Origin of the sequence: Bacillus sp. G1(2015b) (assembly GCF_001482475.1) — a bacterium.
GTDB lineage: Bacteria > Bacillota > Bacilli > Bacillales > Bacillaceae > Bacillus > Bacillus safensis.
Window position 1 is genome coordinate 336,916 of sequence record NZ_LKIC01000001.1, and the last position, 18,235, is coordinate 355,150.

At 40.5% G+C, this 18,235-nt stretch carries 21 protein-coding genes and 1 riboswitch; of the genes, 14 read left to right on the forward strand and 7 right to left on the reverse strand.

Features of this window, described 5'->3' with window-relative positions; genetic code table 11:
• The 4 genes from AMR95_RS01445 to AMR95_RS01460 all read left to right on the forward strand — a co-directional run bounded on the left by AMR95_RS01445 (position 1) and on the right by AMR95_RS01460 (position 2,403).
• Positions 1-546, forward strand: a complete 546-nt coding sequence (locus AMR95_RS01445; protein WP_058837364.1) for a T6SS immunity protein Tdi1 domain-containing protein — start codon at positions 1-3, stop codon at positions 544-546.
• 293 nt (positions 547-839) lie between these two features.
• The gene (locus AMR95_RS01450) at positions 840-1,349 is read left to right on the forward strand and encodes a hypothetical protein (protein ID WP_058837365.1); all 510 of its coding nucleotides are present in this window, start codon (positions 840-842) and stop codon (positions 1,347-1,349) included.
• Positions 1,350-1,643: 294 nt separating this feature from the next.
• Positions 1,644-2,090, forward strand: coding sequence for a toxin-antitoxin system YwqK family antitoxin (locus AMR95_RS01455; protein ID WP_058837366.1), 447 nt, complete (start codon positions 1,644-1,646; stop codon positions 2,088-2,090).
• An 88-nt stretch (positions 2,091-2,178) separates the two neighbouring features.
• A complete protein-coding gene (locus AMR95_RS01460) occupies positions 2,179-2,403 on the forward strand; it encodes a hypothetical protein (protein WP_039176676.1) in 225 nt (74 codons plus the stop codon).
• A gap of 39 nt (positions 2,404-2,442) precedes the next feature.
• On the opposite strand, the gene AMR95_RS01465 is transcribed toward AMR95_RS01460, so the two are convergent.
• The 4 genes from AMR95_RS01465 to AMR95_RS01480 form a co-directional block, all read right to left on the reverse strand.
• A complete protein-coding gene (locus AMR95_RS01465) occupies positions 2,443-2,706 on the reverse strand; it encodes a hypothetical protein (RefSeq protein WP_058837367.1) in 264 nt (87 codons plus the stop codon).
• Positions 2,707-2,804: 98 nt separating this feature from the next.
• Positions 2,805-3,374, reverse strand: a complete 570-nt coding sequence (locus tag AMR95_RS01470; protein WP_039176679.1) for a GNAT family N-acetyltransferase — start codon at positions 3,372-3,374, stop codon at positions 2,805-2,807.
• Positions 3,375-3,445: 71 nt separating this feature from the next.
• Positions 3,446-4,723, reverse strand: coding sequence for an Nramp family divalent metal transporter (locus AMR95_RS01475; RefSeq protein WP_058837368.1), 1,278 nt, complete (start codon positions 4,721-4,723; stop codon positions 3,446-3,448).
• Between the two features lie 221 nt (positions 4,724-4,944).
• Entirely contained in the window at positions 4,945-5,205 is a 261-nt protein-coding gene (locus tag AMR95_RS01480) for a GlsB/YeaQ/YmgE family stress response membrane protein (protein ID WP_039176683.1), read from the reverse strand.
• 156 nt (positions 5,206-5,361) lie between these two features.
• Between AMR95_RS01480 and AMR95_RS01485 the strand changes: the two genes are divergently transcribed.
• Complete coding sequence (locus AMR95_RS01485) at positions 5,362-6,192, forward strand: EcsC family protein (RefSeq protein ID WP_041089179.1); 831 nt, start codon at positions 5,362-5,364, stop codon at positions 6,190-6,192.
• Between the two features lie 26 nt (positions 6,193-6,218).
• Here AMR95_RS01485 and AMR95_RS01490 read toward each other — a convergent pair whose 3' ends face one another.
• Positions 6,219-7,316: a TRAP transporter substrate-binding protein gene (locus AMR95_RS01490; protein WP_058837369.1), complete on the reverse strand. Its 1,098-nt coding sequence runs from the start codon at positions 7,314-7,316 to the stop codon at positions 6,219-6,221.
• 67 nt (positions 7,317-7,383) lie between these two features.
• Here AMR95_RS01490 and AMR95_RS01495 point away from each other — a divergent pair, with 67 nt between their 5' ends.
• The 8 genes from AMR95_RS01495 to AMR95_RS01530 all read left to right on the forward strand — a co-directional run bounded on the left by AMR95_RS01495 (position 7,384) and on the right by AMR95_RS01530 (position 16,064).
• Complete coding sequence (locus AMR95_RS01495; protein ID WP_039182991.1) at positions 7,384-9,003, forward strand: ATP-binding protein; 1,620 nt, start codon at positions 7,384-7,386, stop codon at positions 9,001-9,003.
• Entirely contained in the window at positions 9,000-9,683 is a 684-nt protein-coding gene (locus AMR95_RS01500; protein WP_008361849.1) for a response regulator, read from the forward strand. The genes AMR95_RS01495 and AMR95_RS01500 overlap by 4 nt, the downstream gene beginning before the upstream one ends.
• Before the next feature lie 124 nt (positions 9,684-9,807).
• Positions 9,808-11,076, forward strand: a complete 1,269-nt coding sequence (gene dctP / locus AMR95_RS01505; RefSeq protein ID WP_039176689.1) for a C4-dicarboxylate transporter DctP — start codon at positions 9,808-9,810, stop codon at positions 11,074-11,076.
• A 198-nt stretch (positions 11,077-11,274) separates the two neighbouring features.
• Positions 11,275-12,297 (forward strand): AI-2E family transporter, encoded by a 1,023-nt coding sequence (locus AMR95_RS01510; protein WP_039176691.1) that lies wholly within the window; start codon positions 11,275-11,277, stop codon positions 12,295-12,297.
• Positions 12,298-12,360: 63 nt separating this feature from the next.
• A riboswitch (cyclic di-AMP (ydaO/yuaA leader) is annotated at positions 12,361-12,494 on the forward strand.
• A gap of 76 nt (positions 12,495-12,570) precedes the next feature.
• Positions 12,571-13,812, forward strand: a complete 1,242-nt coding sequence (locus tag AMR95_RS01515) for a dicarboxylate/amino acid:cation symporter (RefSeq protein ID WP_058837370.1) — start codon at positions 12,571-12,573, stop codon at positions 13,810-13,812.
• A 127-nt stretch (positions 13,813-13,939) separates the two neighbouring features.
• A complete protein-coding gene (locus AMR95_RS01520; RefSeq protein WP_058837371.1) occupies positions 13,940-14,866 on the forward strand; it encodes an ABC transporter ATP-binding protein in 927 nt (308 codons plus the stop codon).
• Positions 14,844-15,611 carry an ABC transporter permease gene (locus AMR95_RS01525; RefSeq protein WP_039176696.1) on the forward strand — a complete coding sequence of 256 codons (768 nt, stop codon included), beginning with the start codon at positions 14,844-14,846 and terminating at the stop codon, positions 15,609-15,611. Before AMR95_RS01520 ends, AMR95_RS01525 begins: the two co-directional genes overlap by 23 nt.
• Positions 15,612-15,728: 117 nt before the next feature.
• Positions 15,729-16,064: a hypothetical protein gene (locus AMR95_RS01530; protein WP_008359528.1), complete on the forward strand. Its 336-nt coding sequence runs from the start codon at positions 15,729-15,731 to the stop codon at positions 16,062-16,064.
• A 97-nt stretch (positions 16,065-16,161) separates the two neighbouring features.
• On the opposite strand, the gene fbpB is transcribed toward AMR95_RS01530, so the two are convergent.
• Entirely contained in the window at positions 16,162-16,311 is a 150-nt protein-coding gene (fbpB, locus tag AMR95_RS18690; protein WP_064498175.1) for a Fur-regulated basic protein FbpB, read from the reverse strand.
• A 308-nt stretch (positions 16,312-16,619) separates the two neighbouring features.
• Complete coding sequence (locus AMR95_RS01535; protein WP_012008983.1) at positions 16,620-16,940, reverse strand: thioredoxin family protein; 321 nt, start codon at positions 16,938-16,940, stop codon at positions 16,620-16,622.
• Between the two features lie 184 nt (positions 16,941-17,124).
• Between AMR95_RS01535 and AMR95_RS01540 the strand changes: the two genes are divergently transcribed.
• Entirely contained in the window at positions 17,125-18,207 is a 1,083-nt protein-coding gene (locus tag AMR95_RS01540) for a D-alanine--D-alanine ligase (protein WP_039176698.1), read from the forward strand.
• The last annotated feature ends 28 nt before the right edge of the window (positions 18,208-18,235 follow it).

Below are 18,235 nucleotides of genomic sequence, written 5' to 3' on the forward strand. Positions count from 1 at the left end.
TTGGAAACTATATTTAGTGATTATATAAAATATGACACAGTTGATGAAGATGTTATTTTAAAATATAAGAATAAAATTCCTGAAGAATTAATAGAAACGTGGAAAAAATTTGGTTTTGGTAGTTTCGTAAATAACTTTTTAAAAGTTATTAATCCAGACGATTATTTAGATATTTTAGAGAGAAGTTATCTAAGGTATCAGCAGGCGATTCCTATTTTTACTACTGCAATGGGTGATATTATAGTATGGGAAAAAGATAAGTATCTAAATTTATTAAACTTTAGAAAAGGATATGTCCATGTTGTTTCATCAGGATTTGAATTCTTTTTTGATGACTTAAAAGATAATGAATTCATGAACGATGAATTAATGTGGCAGCCTTATCCTGAAGCGATTAGTAAATACAGTGCCCCTGGGTATGACGAGTGCTTTGGATACACCCCTCTATTAAGTTTAGGCGGAGCAGAAAAAGTAGAGAATCTAAAAAAAGTCAAATTGAAGGAACATATTCTTATTATTACTGAATTTATGGGGCCAATTGAGTAAAGTTCAAGATTATGTTACAAAATTAACTATAAGCACTTGATTGCCTTAGGCAACAGGTGTTTTTTATTTCTATAAGCAATTTAAAACTTGGACGATATTGGCTGATTCATGATGGTTGTACTATCATGGAATTAATAAGCGGGACAAGTGAGGGTGTTTGCTAAGCAAGGAATTAAATACGAAGAAGTTATGAAGATAGGAAATTGGGAATTAATATTTAGTAAACCCCGCGGAGACGGATTACTACCTGTAATAAAGCATGCTGTGTATATGCCTTAGAAGGAGACATGATGATGTTAAAAGTAACAGGATACACAGACAGTCAGTCTATAAATATTGAATATGATCTTTATACACCGATTAATATAGAATTTGGTAGTTGGAATATATCAAAAGAGCCAACGATATATTGGCGAACTGGAGATTTCAAGAAATCTTTAATTGAAATAGGTATAGGGAAATATACAGGTAGCCTTCGTTCAATTACACTAACATTAAGTGAAAATGTACACAAAATGGAAAATCTTGAATTGAATAAGAAAAATATAAATGTGATTAAAGGAGTACCAAATTTTCAAGTAGAAGAACATAATGATAAGACCTATATAGATGAGAAAGGTAAATTAGACGTATATATAGGGTTAGATAAGGTTTTAATTTCATTTTCAGAAAATGATACAGTGTCTGTTTTACAAAACGATACAGTAGGATTTGCTTTAGACAAAGATGAGGTAGTATGTGGCATTATCATAAGTGGTATGTTAGAACATGAAAAGAAAACATTAGAAGATGCATTGAATTAGCGAATTATGAAATACAAAAAAACTTGATGGCTAAAAAACTTTCGAGGTTTTTGTGTTTCAGGGGAAAAGTGGATTTAAAACCTTCTGCTATTGATTCTGGTGATACAGTAAATAACATAGTTAAGTTCAATGACAGAACATTTTTCAAAGTGAATCCTTTTTGAAACAGATGCAAATTTTGAATGCAAAAGAAAGTGTTAGGAATGATTTCTTGAGCAGTGGGTAAGGAGATTTCATTTTAGTTAACCTAGATTTTCATTTTGCTGAAAGTTAGAAAACTGAAAGGGTTTTTATATGTTAAATGATATATTGTCAAAGAAGATAGTTATAGAAAGTGGTACTGAGTTTGAAAAATCTCTAGAGTATGGGGGACCCTACGAACTAGCAATTGTGGAATATACTTCAGGAGGGGAAGAACAACTCTTTACTGGACTAGCCTATGATAGGTACGAAAACGGAAATCTTGAAAGTTATTTCTATGTAGAGAAAGGTATTAAACAGGGGAAGTATGTGGAATTTTATCCAAATGGCTTTGTGAAAAAAATAGGGTATATGAGGAAGAACGCTGTGGATGGATATCAAGTCGAGTTTTTTGAGAATGGAAATATAAAGTATGAATGTGAGTGTATTGCTGGTCGAGAGCTGACTTATATAAAATATGATAAAGAAGGTAATGTGACAGAGCTTAAGGAAGAACCTAGTGAATCAGATTTCATTTATGCTGAAAAGTTCAATGATTAATCAATGTTCAAATGAATTTTCAGTTAAAGAAGCTTAAAATGAGAAGAAAGCAGATAAAAACATTTCAAATCGTAAAGGAGTTAAAACCATGCTATGGATTTTCGCACAAAACCAGCAAAGTTTCGTTCATGTCCACGAAGTCTCAGTAACCGGCAAAAAGATTGAAGGAATGATCGCAGGAGGCGATACTTGGGTAAAGACTCTCGGCAAGTATGACTCAAATGATCGAGCGTCAGAGATCCTACAAGACATTGTGAAAACAATTGAATCCAATCAAGATGCCACCGTGACTTACAGAATGCCAAATCAATAAAAAAGAAACCACCTTTCCATTGAAAAAGGTGGTTTTTGTTTATGATGGTGTTTTTGTAAAGGCTAAAAATAAAGGGATGCTTGTGCCGACAAGGGTTGTGGCAAATAGGAACATACCGCAAATGAATAGAAAATGGCTGGCTGAAAAGACAAGTGCCAGAATGAGAAAAACGATGCTGAGTCCTGCCATGCTATATGATGGGACAAAGCGGCGTTTGTAGGTGGCTTTCTTTGTTAAGAATGAGAAGAAAATGCCAAATAATAAAGGGACGATCCATAAGTAAAATAAAATAATAAGAGACATACTTCATACCTCGATTTTTCCTTCTATTTTATCAGATGCTGATCGCAACGGATACCACAAAGCTTCACTTTGTAAAATAATTCATGCAATCGACACAATTAAGTGGGTTGATTCATAGAATGCGTTTTTTCTTTCATATATTCAGGCTGCAAGAGCGCGTATACACAATGATCCGTAAAGCGGTCGCCCAGCCATTCACATTGTCTCAAAATGCCTTCAAGCGAAAAGGATAACCGTTCTGCGATGCGTCTGCTCTTCTGGTTATCGACAGCAGCCCTGATTTCAATGCGGTGCAGTCCACATTCTTCAAATAAATATTGAATGACTGCTTTGCATGCTTTTGTCATGATGCCTTTTCCTTGATAGCCTTCTCCGAGCCAATAGCCAATTGAAACAGTCCTGTTGATCCAATGAATTTGGTGGGTGCCAATGATCCCGACAAGCTCTCCATGTGACCAGATGCCCGCTTGAAAACCGTTGTTCTGCAAGGCTTGCTGCATTGCGCCTTGAATGAATGCCATGCTGTCTTCCTCTGTCTGTGTTGAATCCACCCAAAGCATCCATTCGCGTAAATGCTCTCTTGACCGCTGGATGAGCAAATATAGACTTCTTGCGTCTCTTGGCTCAAGCAGCCGCATGGATATCTCTTGATCTTGATAAAAAAACATGTGCCCACATCCTCTCAGGGGAATTTTACCATAACCATATGAAAAGAAAAAGACAGCATCACGACTGTCTTTTACATAAACGTATCTACAATTAAAAAGAGATTGAGTGTGACAACAAGAGCTGCTATCACCCAAGATATTCCTGTCACCCAGCGGGCATTCGTCAATTCGCCCATAATTCGTTTTTTACTTGTAAATAAAATGAGCGGAATTAAAGCAAAGGCAATACCAAATGATAAGACCACCTGACTCATCACAAGTGCTGATGTCGGATTCACCCCAGATGCAATGATCACAATAGGGGGAATCATGGTAATCAGCCGGCGGACATACAGTGGAATGCGGTATTGAATAAAACCCTGCATAATGATATCGCCTGACAATGTACCGACAGAAGAGCTGGATAGTCCGGCTACAAGCAGGCCTACACCAAATAAGATAGCTGATACAGGACCTGCAAGTGTGCTAAAATGCTGGAACGCAACATCCAGATCTTCAACAAAGAGACCATTTTTATAAAATAGAGCGGCTGCCACAATCAACATACTGGCATTGATGGCTCCAGCAACTAACATCGCAATGAGGATATCGAAAAACTCAAAGCGAAAAATCTGTTTTTTCTCCTTTTCTGTTCTGCCGACGACTCTTCTTTGGGTTAATGCTGAATGTAAATAGATCGCGTGCGGCATCACAGTGGCACCTAAAATTCCAGCTGCAAGCAGTACACTATCTGTGCCATCAAATTTTGGAATGAAAAGCCCGCCTGCGACACTTGCCATATCTGGCTTGGCGACAAAGGTTTGCACGGCGAAAGCGATCACGACAACGAAGAGCATGCCTGTAATGCCAGCTTCTAATGCGCGATATCCCCGTCTTTGCAATTCTAAAATCGCAAATGATCCAATGGCTGCAATAATAGATGCTTCAAGCAAAGGAATCCGAAAGAGCAAGTATAAACCAAGTGCCGCTCCAATAAACTCAGCTAAATCTGTGGCAATAATGACGAGTTCGCCCTGAATCCATAAACCGATGGATACAGGTTTTGGAAACTCTTCACGTGCGATTTCAGGTAAGTTTTTACCTGTCGCTATTCCAAGCTTTGCAGACAAGGATTGGATGAGCAAAGCCATAAGATTTGATATGAGAATGACCCATAAGAGGAGATATCCATATTTGGAGCCAGCGGCAATGTTGGTGGCAAAATTCCCTGGATCAATATATGCAATGGCAGCGATAAAAGCAGGGCCTAGAAAAGGAAGAAGCCTTCTAAATCCTTTGACCTTTCCTTCAAGTGCACGCTCAGCTGCCGCTGACATGTGTGCTTGTGCCTCGATGTATTTGTTTGTCATATGTCATCACCTAGATTCTACAAAGTTTTGCTTGGGCACAAAAAGTTTCCTTCATGCAATTTTTAATCATCATATGCCTATCTTCATGAAAAGTCAACTATCTGAACTAATAGGTTTGTTTATCATATGTAAGTGAAAAAAATAGATACCTTGTCAACGCGCAACATAAAAAACACCGCCCCTTAGACGGTGTCCCTACTGCTTCCTCTGCTATTCGTTTTTTAAGATACCCTTGATCCTACGCTGCGGAAGATCAGGCTTAAAATAATGACAAAGATTGCTGCTCCTAAGATCGCTGGAATGATCGCAAAGCCTGCCAGACTAGGACCCCACGTTCCAAGTAATCCATGACCAATCCAAGCGCCTACAAGCCCGGCAATCATTGAACCGATCCATCCTCCTGGTACACTGCCTCCAGCGAGTGCACTCCCAATGAGACCGATGACAATCGCCACAACCAATGAAATTAGAAATCCTAACATGTTGATCACTCCTCTTTTGTTTGTTTATTAAGCAATAACCGTTTTGAAAAAGATTAAAACCTTTCGGAACCGCTTCAATGTTCTATACGTATGATGGACAAGGATTGTGTATAATAACAGACAAATACTTCAGCGGCATCTAAGGAGGCATATGACATGGAGGAAAGAGAATGGCTAAAGGCACAATTAAAGGAGATTGAAAAGTGGGAGAAAGACCAGCAAAAGGTATGGTTTTGGGAGAAACTCAGCCGTCTTCCATTTCAAATGCTGGACAAGCTGACGCCTGCTTTTATTCAGAAAAAAATCGGTGTACTGCTAGACGAAATGGGCCATTACATTCAATCCGGCGGTGCCTATTTGACATCGGAAAAAGGCATCATTCATCAATTTCAAAAGAAGTGTGCCGATGAATCCATTCAGCGCATAGAGGATATTGGAAAGGCCCCGATCGAAATGATGGATGCCATTAGTGAGCATATGGGGAAAAACAGAACAAATCTCGCGACGGTACAAGGGGCGACAACTGGTGTTGGCGGAATGTTTACACTAGCCGCTGATATTCCTGCGGTACTCGGTCTCTCTCTGAAAACATTACAGGATATTGCCGTCACCTATGGCTATGATCCTAAAAACAAAGAGGAGCGGGTATTCATCATTAAATGCTTGCAGTTGAACTCTGCGGATGTCGTTGGAAAGAAATCGATTCTAAAAGAGCTGAAAAGCTATCATGCATCTGAAGGGAAGCATGAGAACATGATTTCCCAAATCCAAGGGTGGCGTGAGGTTGTCTATAATTACCGAGATTCGTTTGGCTGGAAGAAACTGTTTCAGCTTGTGCCCATCGCTGGGATTTTGTTTGGTGCCGTTTCGAACCGCTCACAATTAAAAGGAATTGCCGAAACAGGCATGATGCAATACCGAAAGCGAAGAATTTTAACAAGATTAGAAGAGCTCACCGAGCAAGAACAGAGTGAGTCCGGCGCATAAAAAAATCCCTTATCAAAGGGATTTTTTTATTTGCTCTCATCCTCTTCCTGAAAAGCATGAATAGGTGAGTGTTCATAACGTGCACGAAGTTCGCGGATCTGTTTGATGAGGGTGGAGCCAATCGTTTTTTCGGCTTCGTCATACAAAGGATCAAGGGCTTTCATCCATTTTTGTCTTTCAGCTGGCGTCAATTCATGAATGGCAATCGGCGATTCATGTTTAATGTCCTCCAGCTGATCTTTGTTCATCTGTTCTGCATGCTTTTCATTCCAAGCTGTTGTTTCTTCCATGGCTTCAAGTAAAATTCGTTTCGTTTCGGGTGTCTGGCGGTCAAAGAAGGATTGATCTGTTAAGACCACATAGCCTAAATACCCGTGATTGCTGATCGTCATATAGTCTTGTATATGATAGAATTTTTTTGAATAAATATTTGAAATGGTATTTTCTTCACCGTCTACTTTTTTGGTTTCTAATAGCTGAAATGTTGAATTAAATGATTCCTGATAGGGCTTTGCACCAAGAAGTTTAAATTGTTTCTCAATCATGTCGCTTTGCATTATGCGGAGAGACTGGTTTTTTAAATCAGCCGGCTGTTTGATGGGTCCTTTATTTGAGGTAATTTGCTTAAAGCCATTTGTCCAATAAGCCATTCCCTTTAATCCATCTTTTTGCAGCGTGCCAAACAACCTTTGTCCAATTGCACCGTGCAGGCCTTCTTGAACCGCGCTGTAATTTGAAAAAGCAAAGGGAAGATCAAGTGCCAGCCACTCAGGGGACAGCATGCCGAGCTTTGAGGTAGACGGAGCGATAAATTGAACTTGATTCTCTTTGAGTGCATTAATTTCTTCAATATCAGAATAAAGGCTCCCGTTGGAGAAAATTTGAATGCTGATCTTTCCATCCGATTTTTCGTGCACAAGCTCAGCAAATTTCTTTGCAGCAAGTCCTTTAGGTGTATTGTCTGCCACGACATGACTGAATTTGAACACAAGCTGGTCCTTCAGTCCGGTTTGTTCATCATCAAAGGTTGTCGCTGATTTTGGCATCATATGATAAAAGCCAAAGTATAAAGCGGTTACAAAACCGATCATGAGTAATAGCGTATAAGCGAGTAAATTCTTCATGCGTCAGATCCCCCTTATGTCAAGCATACTTGACAGAGGAAGAATTCGTAAAGATACAGGTGAAAAAATGATGAGAAATCGATTGAAATTGCAACAATTATCTATTAGATGGAAGCTTACCATCCTCACATATTTCGTTGTCATTTTCGCCCTTTTAATCGGAGGCATTGTCCTTGTCGGGGGAATTCAGCAAACAGAGGAACGGGAGCTTCGAAAGAGACTCATGAACACGGCGAGAACTGTGGCTGAGATGAATGAGGTGAAGCAGGCGTTAGCTGATCAGACAAAGGAACGTGATCGATTACAGCATGCAATCGAAGAAATTCGGATTATTCAAGACGCTGACTACATTGTCGTGATGGATATGGATCATGTGAGATTAACGCATCCAGTAAAAACAAGGATTGGCCAGCGCTCAGAAGGAACAGATGAAGAGCCGGCTTTTGCAGAGCATATTTATTTCTCAGAAGCAGAGGGAGAGCTTGGAACAGCCATCAGAGCTTTTTATCCAGTGAAGGATGATCAATTTAATCAAACAGGGGTTGTGCTTGTAGGAAGAACCCTGCCAAGTATGGCAGATATATTAGGAGAAATGAAGCGGGATATCCTCATGATTCTCCTGCTGACGCTCAGTTTTGGGCTTGTAGGTTCATTTTTGCTCGCCCGCCATATTAAACAGCAAATGTTTAAGCTGGAGCCGCATGAGATTGTTAGAATGCTGGAGGAACGCACTGCAACCTTTCACTCTATTAATGAAGGGGTCATCGCCATAGATAATCAGCACATGATCACCATTTTTAATGAGAAGGCGAAGCAGATTTTTGGCGTGACAGGTGATGTCGTGGGCCAGAATATTTGGGGTGTGCTCTCTGATACACGACTTCCTGAGATCATCGATCGCGCAGAACCCGTCTACAATGAAGAAATTCATATGAGCGGAAAGAGGATCATGAGCAGCCGGATTCCGATTGTGATGAAAAAGAAGATCATCGGAGCGGTCGCCATTTTTCAGGACCGGACGGAAGCGGCAAAATTGGCGGAAGAGCTCACAGGAGTTAAAAACTTTGTGGACGGTTTGCGGGTGCAAAACCATGAGCATATGAATAAGCTTCATACGATTGCTGGGCTGATTCAGCTTGGTAAAGCCGATCAGGCGCTCGATCTAGCCTTTCAAACGACAGAGGAGCAGGAACATGTGACGGACTTTCTTCATCGCGTCATTCAGCATGATGCGGTCGCAGGGTTATTGATGAGCAAAATCAGAAGGGGCAAGGAGCTTGGCATCAAGGTCGAAGTAGATGAACATAGCAGCCTCCGTCATTTCCCTGAGCGGCTTGATCAGCATGATATGACAAAGCTGCTCGGAAATCTCATTGAGAACGCCTTTGCTTCGTATGATACTGTAGAAAGAGACACAAAAGTCATTTCCATTAGCATCGATCAAACGGAGGATGTCCTCGCGATTTTAATTGAAGACAATGGCTCCGGAATCGAAGAGGAATTAATTCCTTATCTTTTCGATAAAGGCTTCACACACGGCAAAGAGGGCGGAACAGGCTATGGCCTGTATATTGTAAAAACGATTATCGACAAAGGGATGGGAAATGTAGAAGTCACATCAAGCATCGGCATTGGTACCACCTTCTCAATCGAATTCCCAATGACCATAGAGGAGAGAGACAGATGACTCAGATTAAGGTGCTGTTAATTGAAGATGACCCGATGGTGCAAGAAGTGAATAAAGAATTCATTATGAGTGTTCCTGGCTTTCAAGTAGCAGCTGTCGCTGGAAATGGGGAGCAGGGCATCCAGCTGATTAAAGAGATTCGTCCAGATCTCGTGGTACTTGATGTGTATATGCCAAAAAAGGATGGCGTCAAAACGCTGCAAGACATCAGAAAACAGAAGATGCAGGTGGATGTGATTGTGATTTCAGCAGCGAAGGACAAAGAGACCATCGGCATCATGCTTCAAAATGGTGCGCGGGATTATATTATTAAACCATTCAAATTTGAACGAATGAAAGAATCTCTTGAAAGCTATAAGGCGTTTAAATCAAAAATTCGAACCGCCGCGGAATTTTCTCAGGAGATGCTCGATGATATCATACGAAAGCCTGCTGTTAAGCAGGAAGATACTTGGCTTCCTAAAGGGTTGAATGTGCATACGATGAACGAAATTAAAGCGTATATGGGCTTGCAGGAAGGCGCGCAATCTGCGGAGGAAGTTGCCAATGCACTTGGCATTGCCCGTGTCACGGCACGCCGGTATTTAGACTTCCTCGTAAAAGAAGGCGAGCTGAAATTAGATATGCAATATGGCGGGGTAGGACGGCCCGTGAATAAATATATCGTACATTCTGACTAAGAGACCAAAAAGACCAAAATGTACGATATGTCCATAAGCTTCACAGTCTTTGATGAAATCGCTATCATTTACCTACAGATAATAGTTAAGCGTTTACATCAAAGGGTGAGGGAGTTGATTTTTTATGAAAAGGCTTTTGAAAAACCTGACATTTCAGGTGATTGCAGCTGTCATCATCGGGATCATTGTCGGGATGGTGTGGCCAAACGTCGGAAAAGAAATGAAGCCGCTTGGTGATACCTTTATCAATGCCGTTAAAATGGTCATTGCACCAATTATTTTCTTAACCATTGTTCTTGGTATTGCCAAGATGGGGGATATGAAAAAGGTTGGAAAAGTTGGGGGAAAAGCATTTATTTATTTTGAAGTCGTCACGACACTTGCTCTGGTCATCGGTCTTTTTGTTGTGAATATCATGAAGCCAGGTGCAGGTCTTGACTATAGCAAGCTTGAAAAAGGGGATGTCTCACAATATACCCAAAATGGGGGACAGGGCATCGACTGGATGGAATTTGTCACACACATCGTGCCATCTAACATGGTTGATGCTTTCGCAAAGGGTGATATTTTACAGGTCTTATTCTTCTCTATTTTATTCGGTGTTGCGCTCGCTGCACTTGGCGAGAAGGGGAAAGGCATCATCGAATGGCTTGATAAGCTGTCACTCGTTTTCTTTAAAATCATTGGATATATCATGCGTGCTGCGCCGCTTGGTGCATTTGGGGCAATGGCCTATACGATCGGACACTTTGGGCTGGCATCGATTAAACCGCTCGCGAGTCTGATGCTCTCCGTTTATATGACGATGTTCATATTCATTTTTGTTGTGCTGAATATCATTTGTAGAATGTATGGTTTTAGTCTGTTCAGCTATCTGCGATTTATCAAGGATGAAATTTTGATTGTTCTTGGCACAAGCTCTTCAGAATCTGTGCTACCAAGAATGATGGATAAAATGGAACGCTACGGCTGCTCTAAATCTGTTGTTGGTCTTGTTATTCCAACAGGCTATTCCTTTAATCTAGACGGAACATCAATCTATTTATCGATGGCCGTCGTCTTCTTGGCACAAGTGTTTGGTGTAGACCTGTCCATCGGTCAGCAGATCACGATTATCCTTGTTCTGATGCTGACATCAAAGGGAGCTGCTGGGGTGACAGGAAGCGGATTTATCGTGCTTGCCTCTACACTTGCAGCACTACAGGTTATTCCGCTTGAAGGGCTTGCACTGCTGCTTGGGGTTGACCGGTTCATGAGCGAAGGAAGAGCCATCACAAACCTCATTGGTAATGGAATCGCAACAATTGTTGTCGCGAAGAGTGAAGGTGAATTTGACGAATCGAAGAGCAAAACAGCACTTCAGGAAATGCGGAATATGAAGCAGGCTGTTTAGTATAAAAACAACCAAAAACCGAAACCTTATGTTCTACATAGGTTCGGTTTTTTCTTGTGTAAAAAATAAAATCAATAAAATGACTACGAATCGTAAGACCTCGTTGACCTTTTATTATATAATTTACAGAAAGATCCGATATAATGTATATCAGATACGATGAAAAATAGACTTTAGTCCTGGCAGGTGTGTAACGTAATGGCGGCATTTTTAAAATTGTTCGAAAAACCCGGTGTTAAGCGGTTTTTAGTATTTGTAGTATTAGCCACAGCATTATATCTATTAAGAGGAATGATGAATTTAATTCTTCTGACCTTCATTTTCACCTTTTTGATGAATCGGTTAGAAGAGGTCATTAGAGGCTTTTTAAATCGCTTCCTGAAAATAGGACAGAAATCGGTCATTACTATTTTGTATATTCTTCTGGCTGGTGGTTTGACATTTGGCGGTTTCGTTTTTGTACCAATCATCGCCAAACAGGTGGAGCAGCTATTCCATTTAGGAAAGAAAATCGCAGATCATCCACAAGATTTACCCTTCTTTGACGTCATCACGAACGTATTTGGTGATTTCAAAATATCAGCTTTCTTTGAGAAAGGGTTTAATTTCCTCTATACATACTTAACTGATTTCAGCACGTTCAGTATCCAGGTCATTATGTCCTTAATATTAAGCATGTTCTTCCTGTTCGAAAAGGAACGCCTCATTCAATTTATGAACAAGTTCAAAACGAGTAAAATCTCCGTGTTCTATCATGAAATTGCCTTCTTTGGACGTAAATTTTCCCGAACGTTTGGAAAAGTACTCGAAGCACAGTTTATTATTGCAACCGTTAATTGTGTGCTAACGACAATTGCGCTGGGCATTATGGGTTTCCCGCAGTTATTTGGCTTAGCGGTCATGGTCTTTTTGCTAGGCTTAATCCCAGTAGCGGGTGTGGTTATCTCTCTTATTCCACTCAGCATCATTGCGTATACACTTGGAGGCGGAATGTATGTCCTCTATATTGTGCTGGTGATCGTGATTATCCATGCCATTGAAGCTTATTTCTTAAATCCGAAGCTCATGTCAGCTAAAACAGAACTCCCTATTTTCTTCACGTTTATTGTGCTGATCTTCTCTGAACACTATATTGGCATTTGGGGACTTATTATCGGTATCCCAATCTTTGTGTTTATTTTAGATATTCTTGAGGTCACAAATAGGGAAGAAAGTAATTAAAAAGTTCATATGAACCTGTTTACAATTTTCTAAAAATAAGGTATAAATGGTATGAAAATATCATATTACCACACGCTTAATCCTTCTAAAGGAATGGGGGACCCATGTTTTTGGGGTGAATTTTTCTTATCTGAGAAAAAAGGACATCTCTTCGTCCTAACCCGTCAGCTAACCTCATCAGCGTGAAGAGAGTAGACAGTGGTACACGTATGGACACGCAGGCCCACGAGAAGACTCTCTCGTGGGCTTTTTGACGAGGAAGGGGAGATTTTATTGAAGCTAGCGACGAAAATTATTATTGCCTTGTTTGTAGGTGCCATCACAGGATTGCTGCTTAACCTTTTTGCTCCAAATGTATTCAAAGTGTTAGATCCGTATTTATTTACACCTCTAGGTCAAATCTTCTTAAATCTGATTAAAATGCTGGTTGTGCCCATTGTATTCTTTTCGATCACGCTTGGTGTAGCAGGCCTTGGTGATCCGAAAAAGCTAGGCAGAATCGGCGCAAAAACCATTACTTACTTCCTGCTCACTACGACTTTTGCCATCATCATTGGCATTTCATTAGCTGTGTTAATCAAGCCGGGAGCCTTCGGCAATTTTGATACAAAAGCAGCTGATTATTCCGCAGAGGAAGCCCCATCAATGGCAGAAACACTACTCAACATTATTCCAACCAATCCAGTCCAATCGTTAGTTGAAGGAGATATGCTTCAAATTATCGTCTTCTGTGTATTTTTAGGTCTTGGCATCGCCATGCTCGGTAAAAAAACGGAAGGCTTGCTAAAGCTGTTTGAACAAGGAAATGAATTAATGATGTATCTTGTCGGTGTTGTGATGAAATTTGCACCATACGGGACATTCGGTTTGATTGCAACCGCCATCGGCAGTCAGGGGCTGGATGCCATGAAAGCGATGGGACTTTACTTCTCGGTCGTGTTAATTGCGCTCATCCTGCATTTCTTCCTGACATATGGTTCAACCGTTGCGATCTTAGCTAAACGAAATCCGATGGAATTCTTTAAAGGATTTTCCCCGGCGATGGTTGTTGCATTTAGTACATCAAGCAGTAACGCAGTGCTGCCGGTTTCAATGGAAACAGCGCAAAAGCGTTTAAAGGTACCAGAGTCGATTTCAAGCTTTGTGCAGCCGCTTGGTGCAACTATTAATATGGATGGAACGGCCATTATGCAAGGTGTTGCGACCATTTTTATCGCTCAAGTATATGGGGTTGAACTGACGCTTGTTCAAATGCTGACGGTTGTGTTAACGGCTGTATTAGCAAGTGTCGGTACAGCAGGCGTGCCAGGGGTAGGGCTCATCATGCTGGCCATGGTTTTAAATTCCGTGAATCTTCCTGTTGAGGGAATAGCGCTGATCCTTGGCATAGACCGCTTATTAGATATGGCAAGGACCGTAGTGAATATTACAGGTGACGCAGCATGTGCGGTGATTGTTTCTGAAACCGAAAAGAAACATGAAAAAGAAGCGCCGACACCTAACTTATCACTGTAATAAGCAAGAAGGGCTGAGTGGATCAGCCCTTTTTTTCATGGATTGATTTGTCTAGCGTGATATACTTTTTACAGGATGAGCGGTCGTAACTGCCGCCATAGGCTTTACATCAGAAGGAGGAACCACTTTGCAGTCTGCTGTTTTAAAAGTAGAGAAAGTCGACAAACAAATTGGCCGGAAAATGATCTTGCAGGATATATCTATGGAAATTGGGCGGGGAGAAATTGTCGGATTACTTGGCCCCAACGGGTCTGGAAAAACAACCTTGATTCGATTGATCGTTGGCTTGATGAAAAAAAACAATGGCCGCATCATGATCAATGGATATTCACAAGATGAGGACTTTCTCCAGGCGATGTCATCTGTTGGTGCAATCATAGAAAACCCAGAATTTTATTCGTATTTAACAGGCTTTGAAAACCTTGAAATGTATGCAGCGATGCACGACGGGGTGACGGAGGAACGCATTCAGGAAGTAGTGGAAAGAGTTCGTCTGGAGGATGCCATTCATCAGAAGGTCAAGACGTATTCGCTAGGGATGAAACAAAGGCTTGGGATTGCACAAGCTATTTTGCATCGGCCGAACCTGCTCATTTTAGACGAACCGACAAATGGGCTAGACCCTGCAGGCATGAAGGAATTCCGGGAGCACTTGCAAATGCTCGTAAAGGAAGAAGGAACCTCCGTATTATTTGCGACGCATTTATTGCATGAGGTAGAGGAGCTATGTGACCGCATGATCATCATTCAAAAGGGACAGATCAAAGCTAGCACTCATCTCCTTGATATGGAAGGGAAAGAGCAGGTGCTGATGAATATTCAGCCAGTAGAAAAGGCGGTTTCATGGCTTGACGCACAGGAGTATACATATGAACGAGACGGAGCGCGTGTACTGCTTCAACTGGACAAAGAACGTGTGCCAGAGCTAAACAAACAGCTTGTGCTGGCGGGGTTTGATGTACTTGAAATGACGCCTCAAAAGCAATCAATTGAAGAGGCGTTTATGAAATGGACGGAAGGCGGGAAGACAGATGCTGAACCTCATCAAAAATGAGCATAAGAAAATTATGAGGAAAAAAATCACATTCATTGCTCTTGGGTTGATCGTTGTATTTCAACTAGCAATGGCTCTCACCTTGAAACGAGTCATATCAAGCTTTGGTGGACAAGACACAGTCGCAAACTATTTTGCTTATTCCACGAATGTCGTGTTTATTTTACAGGTGCTTGCTGTCGTTATTGGCGCGACCTTGATCTCAACAGAGTTTCAGAAAAGGACGATCAAGTTTTTATTGATCAGGCCAAAAACAAGACTGCACATTTTTCTGTCAAAATACATCACACTTCTGCTGACAGTCATTTATTTGTTTGTTTTTTATTATGTGTTAGCTTTTCTATTTGGTCTTATTTTCTTCGGTACTGATTTTGATGAAAGAACGGGGCAATTATTTCAGCATACGTTTGCCGTCATTGGATCTCAGTGGGTGGAAGTGGTCATGATGGCAAGCTTTGCTTTTATGTGTTCCAGTTTGTTTAGAAACAGTCTTGTTGCACTTGTGACCTCGTTTTTTGTTTTATATGCGGCGAAATCACTTGTACCGATCATGTCGCTCTTAGAAAATCAGTGGGGGAAAATCCTTCTTTTTGCGAATACGGACTTTACTCAGTACAGCTTTCAAGGACCGCCGCCTTTTCATGGGATGAGCCTTTTGTTTTCTCTATTTATAGTGGGGGCGCATTTTGTTTTCTTTGTTGGATCGGCTTGGATTCTTTTTTGGAAACGTGATGTAAATGTGTAAAAATTGTGTCAAATAACAAGAAAAATTCGTGACATCTTTGTGAAAACGAGTCTGTATTTCACGATAACCGGCTGATTTTGTCTTATAATAAGAAGGAGTCATGGAGGTGGCACTATCGTGAAAAATTTCATTACGGCTTTACCAATTTTGTTGCTGCTGTCGTTTTCGTTTGTGTCTTTTGCCTTCCAGTTTGATCATCTTGTTTATTTCAGACTAGCGCTGGGGATCTTTTCGTTAGCCGGTCTTTTCTTTCTGTATACACTTAAAAGAAACATGAAATGGTTCATGGTTTATTTATATGCGAGCTGGATCATTCTTGCTGCCGTTACAACATTTGAGGAACCAGTCTTTTCTCAATTTTTCTTCGGTGGTTTAACGATGACAATGGGTTATCTCACATATATGCTCATTTATTTAGGAATGAAGCAGGACCGTGTAGCGAAATCACATTAAAACAAAAGCCGATAAAATCGAATAACAGATTTTATCGGCTTTTTTATTTTATTGAAGCAGACAAAAGAGCAGCCAGTGATGACTGCTCCTCTTGTAGTTATGATTCACGCCCAGCAGCTGTAAGCTGCTTCTGGTGTTTTTTGTCGATGGTTTCGTATATACTTTCCATCATTTGAGGATCGCGCATGATCGCCTTTTTGTTCTCTTCAATCAATTGCTGATAGGTTTTGATCTTCTTCTTAGACATGTGACTCATCGCTCCTTTATTAGAATGACCGTCTATAGGATTTCACATAGATGAAATTGATAATCATTTTCAATTAGCAACTCCATTATACAAAGACAAATGTCATAAGTAAAGATTCAATTCAGAAAATTCACGTAACCGACATATTCCAAGCTGTATCGACGCTGCATTCTTTCCCAGGAAATAATTTTGTCATGACTTGTCGTAAGGGAAAACATCAATTTGAAACGTTTTGGCTGCGAAGCTCGTCTTATGAAGAGATTAAAAAAGAAAAAAGACACCAGCAAAAGTTTGCTGATGTCCTTCAATTAAGAAACGTGCTCTTGAAGAAACTCTGTCACTTCTTCAGGCGATTTTGCGTTTGCACTGTGTAAATGCCCTGTTTTTTCACCATTTTTGAAAATTAACAAGCTTGGAATACCCATTACCTGATACGTTTCCGCTAATTCAGGGAAATCATCTTTATTTATTTCAAACCATTCATGGTGAGCATAAGCTTCTAGGATGTCTGGAATGAACATGTCCATTCTTGTGCAGTCAGGACACCATGTTGCAAAGAATTTAACGATGACTTCTTTGTCTGATTGAATTATTTCATTGAATTGTTCAGTACTTGTGATTTTTTTCAATTTGTCACAACTCCTTTTCAATGTCATTTTAATATAAAATAAAGGCGAATGACATACAAATGCTCGGGAGGCGCTTACAACCTTTACAAATCATTTCAATTACGTAACAACAAAAATTAATTAGAGCATTTTTGCTTGAAAGTGATAAGATAGTAAAGATGAATTTTAGTGGGGGGAGTATCCATTGAAAATAAGTTTAGGATTGATTTACGGCGGAAAGTCAGCCGAACATAATGTATCACTGCAAACAGCCCTTGCAGTTACAAAAGCACTTAACACTGAGAAGTTCGATATACATCCAATTTATATTACAGAAGAGGGTGAATGGTTAAGAGGAGAAAAACTCACTGAACCAGTATCAAACGTCAAAATGCTTCAATTTGAACAGAACGCAAAGACGTTTTTACCAACTTCTTTAAATGAAAGCATGTTTCCACAGCCTGCAACGGTTGATGAGAAAATTGATGTTGTCTTCCCGTTGCTGCACGGACCTAATGGAGAAGATGGCACAATGCAAGGATTACTTGAACTGTTAAATATCCCGTATGTCGGCAACGGCGTTCTTGCGTCTGCTGCGGGTATGGATAAAGTCATGATGAAAGATGTTTTTGCACAAGCAGGACTTGCACAAGCAAAGCACCTTTCCTTCAATAAAAAAGACTTTGAGAAAGCGACAACAGAAAGCTTAGAACAAGTGGAACAAGTACTTGGCTATCCATGCTTTGTGAAACCTGCCAATATGGGATCAAGTGTTGGAATTAGCAAATGCCGCAGCAAAGAAGAGCTGCAGACTGCATTCGACCTCGCTTTCCAATATGATCGTCGTGTGGTCGTAGAAGAAGGCGTTGTTGGAAGAGAAATTGAGATTGGTGTATTAGGCAATGATGAGCCAAAATGCTCTGTCGTTGGTGAGATTGCACCTAAAACAGATTTTTATGATTACAAAGCAAAATATGAAGATGGCGATACAGATTTGATCATTCCTGCGAGTGTGTCAGAGGATGAATATAAGACGATTCATGACATGGCAATTAAGGCATTTAAAGCCCTTGATGGATCTGGTCTCGTACGTGCAGACTTCTTCCTTACAGAAAAAGGTGAAGTGTTGATCAATGAAGTGAATACAATGCCTGGATTCACACCTTTTAGTATGTTCCCATTACTTTGGAAGCACACTGGTGTAGAGTATCCAGAGTTGATTGAAAAGCTGGTGTCACTTGCAATTGAACGCCATCAAGAAAAACAAACCATTAAAACAACTTTTTAATGTGAGCAGCAAGCAGACACTATCCTTA

Excerpts from the sequence above, each read along its gene's own strand:
- AMR95_RS01455 (WP_058837366.1), top strand. The coding sequence starts at position 1,644 with ATGTTAAATGATATATTGTCAAAGAAGATAGTTATAGAAAGTGGTACT.
- AMR95_RS01470 (WP_039176679.1), bottom strand. The coding sequence starts at position 3,374 with ATGTTTTTTTATCAAGATCAAGAGATATCCATGCGGCTGCTTGAGCCA.
- AMR95_RS01485 (WP_041089179.1), top strand. The coding sequence starts at position 5,362 with ATGGAGGAAAGAGAATGGCTAAAGGCACAATTAAAGGAGATTGAAAAG.
- AMR95_RS01475 (WP_058837368.1), bottom strand. The coding sequence starts at position 4,723 with ATGACAAACAAATACATCGAGGCACAAGCACACATGTCAGCGGCAGCT.
- AMR95_RS01460 (WP_039176676.1), top strand. The coding sequence starts at position 2,179 with ATGCTATGGATTTTCGCACAAAACCAGCAAAGTTTCGTTCATGTCCAC.
- AMR95_RS01495 (WP_039182991.1), top strand. The coding sequence starts at position 7,384 with ATGATGAGAAATCGATTGAAATTGCAACAATTATCTATTAGATGGAAG.
- AMR95_RS01480 (WP_039176683.1), bottom strand. The coding sequence starts at position 5,205 with ATGTTAGGATTTCTAATTTCATTGGTTGTGGCGATTGTCATCGGTCTC.
- AMR95_RS01500 (WP_008361849.1), top strand. The coding sequence starts at position 9,000 with ATGACTCAGATTAAGGTGCTGTTAATTGAAGATGACCCGATGGTGCAA.
- AMR95_RS01465 (WP_058837367.1), bottom strand. The coding sequence starts at position 2,706 with ATGTCTCTTATTATTTTATTTTACTTATGGATCGTCCCTTTATTATTT.
- AMR95_RS01510 (WP_039176691.1), top strand. The coding sequence starts at position 11,275 with ATGGCGGCATTTTTAAAATTGTTCGAAAAACCCGGTGTTAAGCGGTTT.
- AMR95_RS01525 (WP_039176696.1), top strand. The coding sequence starts at position 14,844 with ATGCTGAACCTCATCAAAAATGAGCATAAGAAAATTATGAGGAAAAAA.
- fbpB (WP_064498175.1), bottom strand. The coding sequence starts at position 16,311 with ATGTCTAAGAAGAAGATCAAAACCTATCAGCAATTGATTGAAGAGAAC.
- dctP (WP_039176689.1), top strand. The coding sequence starts at position 9,808 with ATGAAAAGGCTTTTGAAAAACCTGACATTTCAGGTGATTGCAGCTGTC.
- AMR95_RS01450 (WP_058837365.1), top strand. The coding sequence starts at position 840 with ATGTTAAAAGTAACAGGATACACAGACAGTCAGTCTATAAATATTGAA.
- AMR95_RS01490 (WP_058837369.1), bottom strand. The coding sequence starts at position 7,316 with ATGAAGAATTTACTCGCTTATACGCTATTACTCATGATCGGTTTTGTA.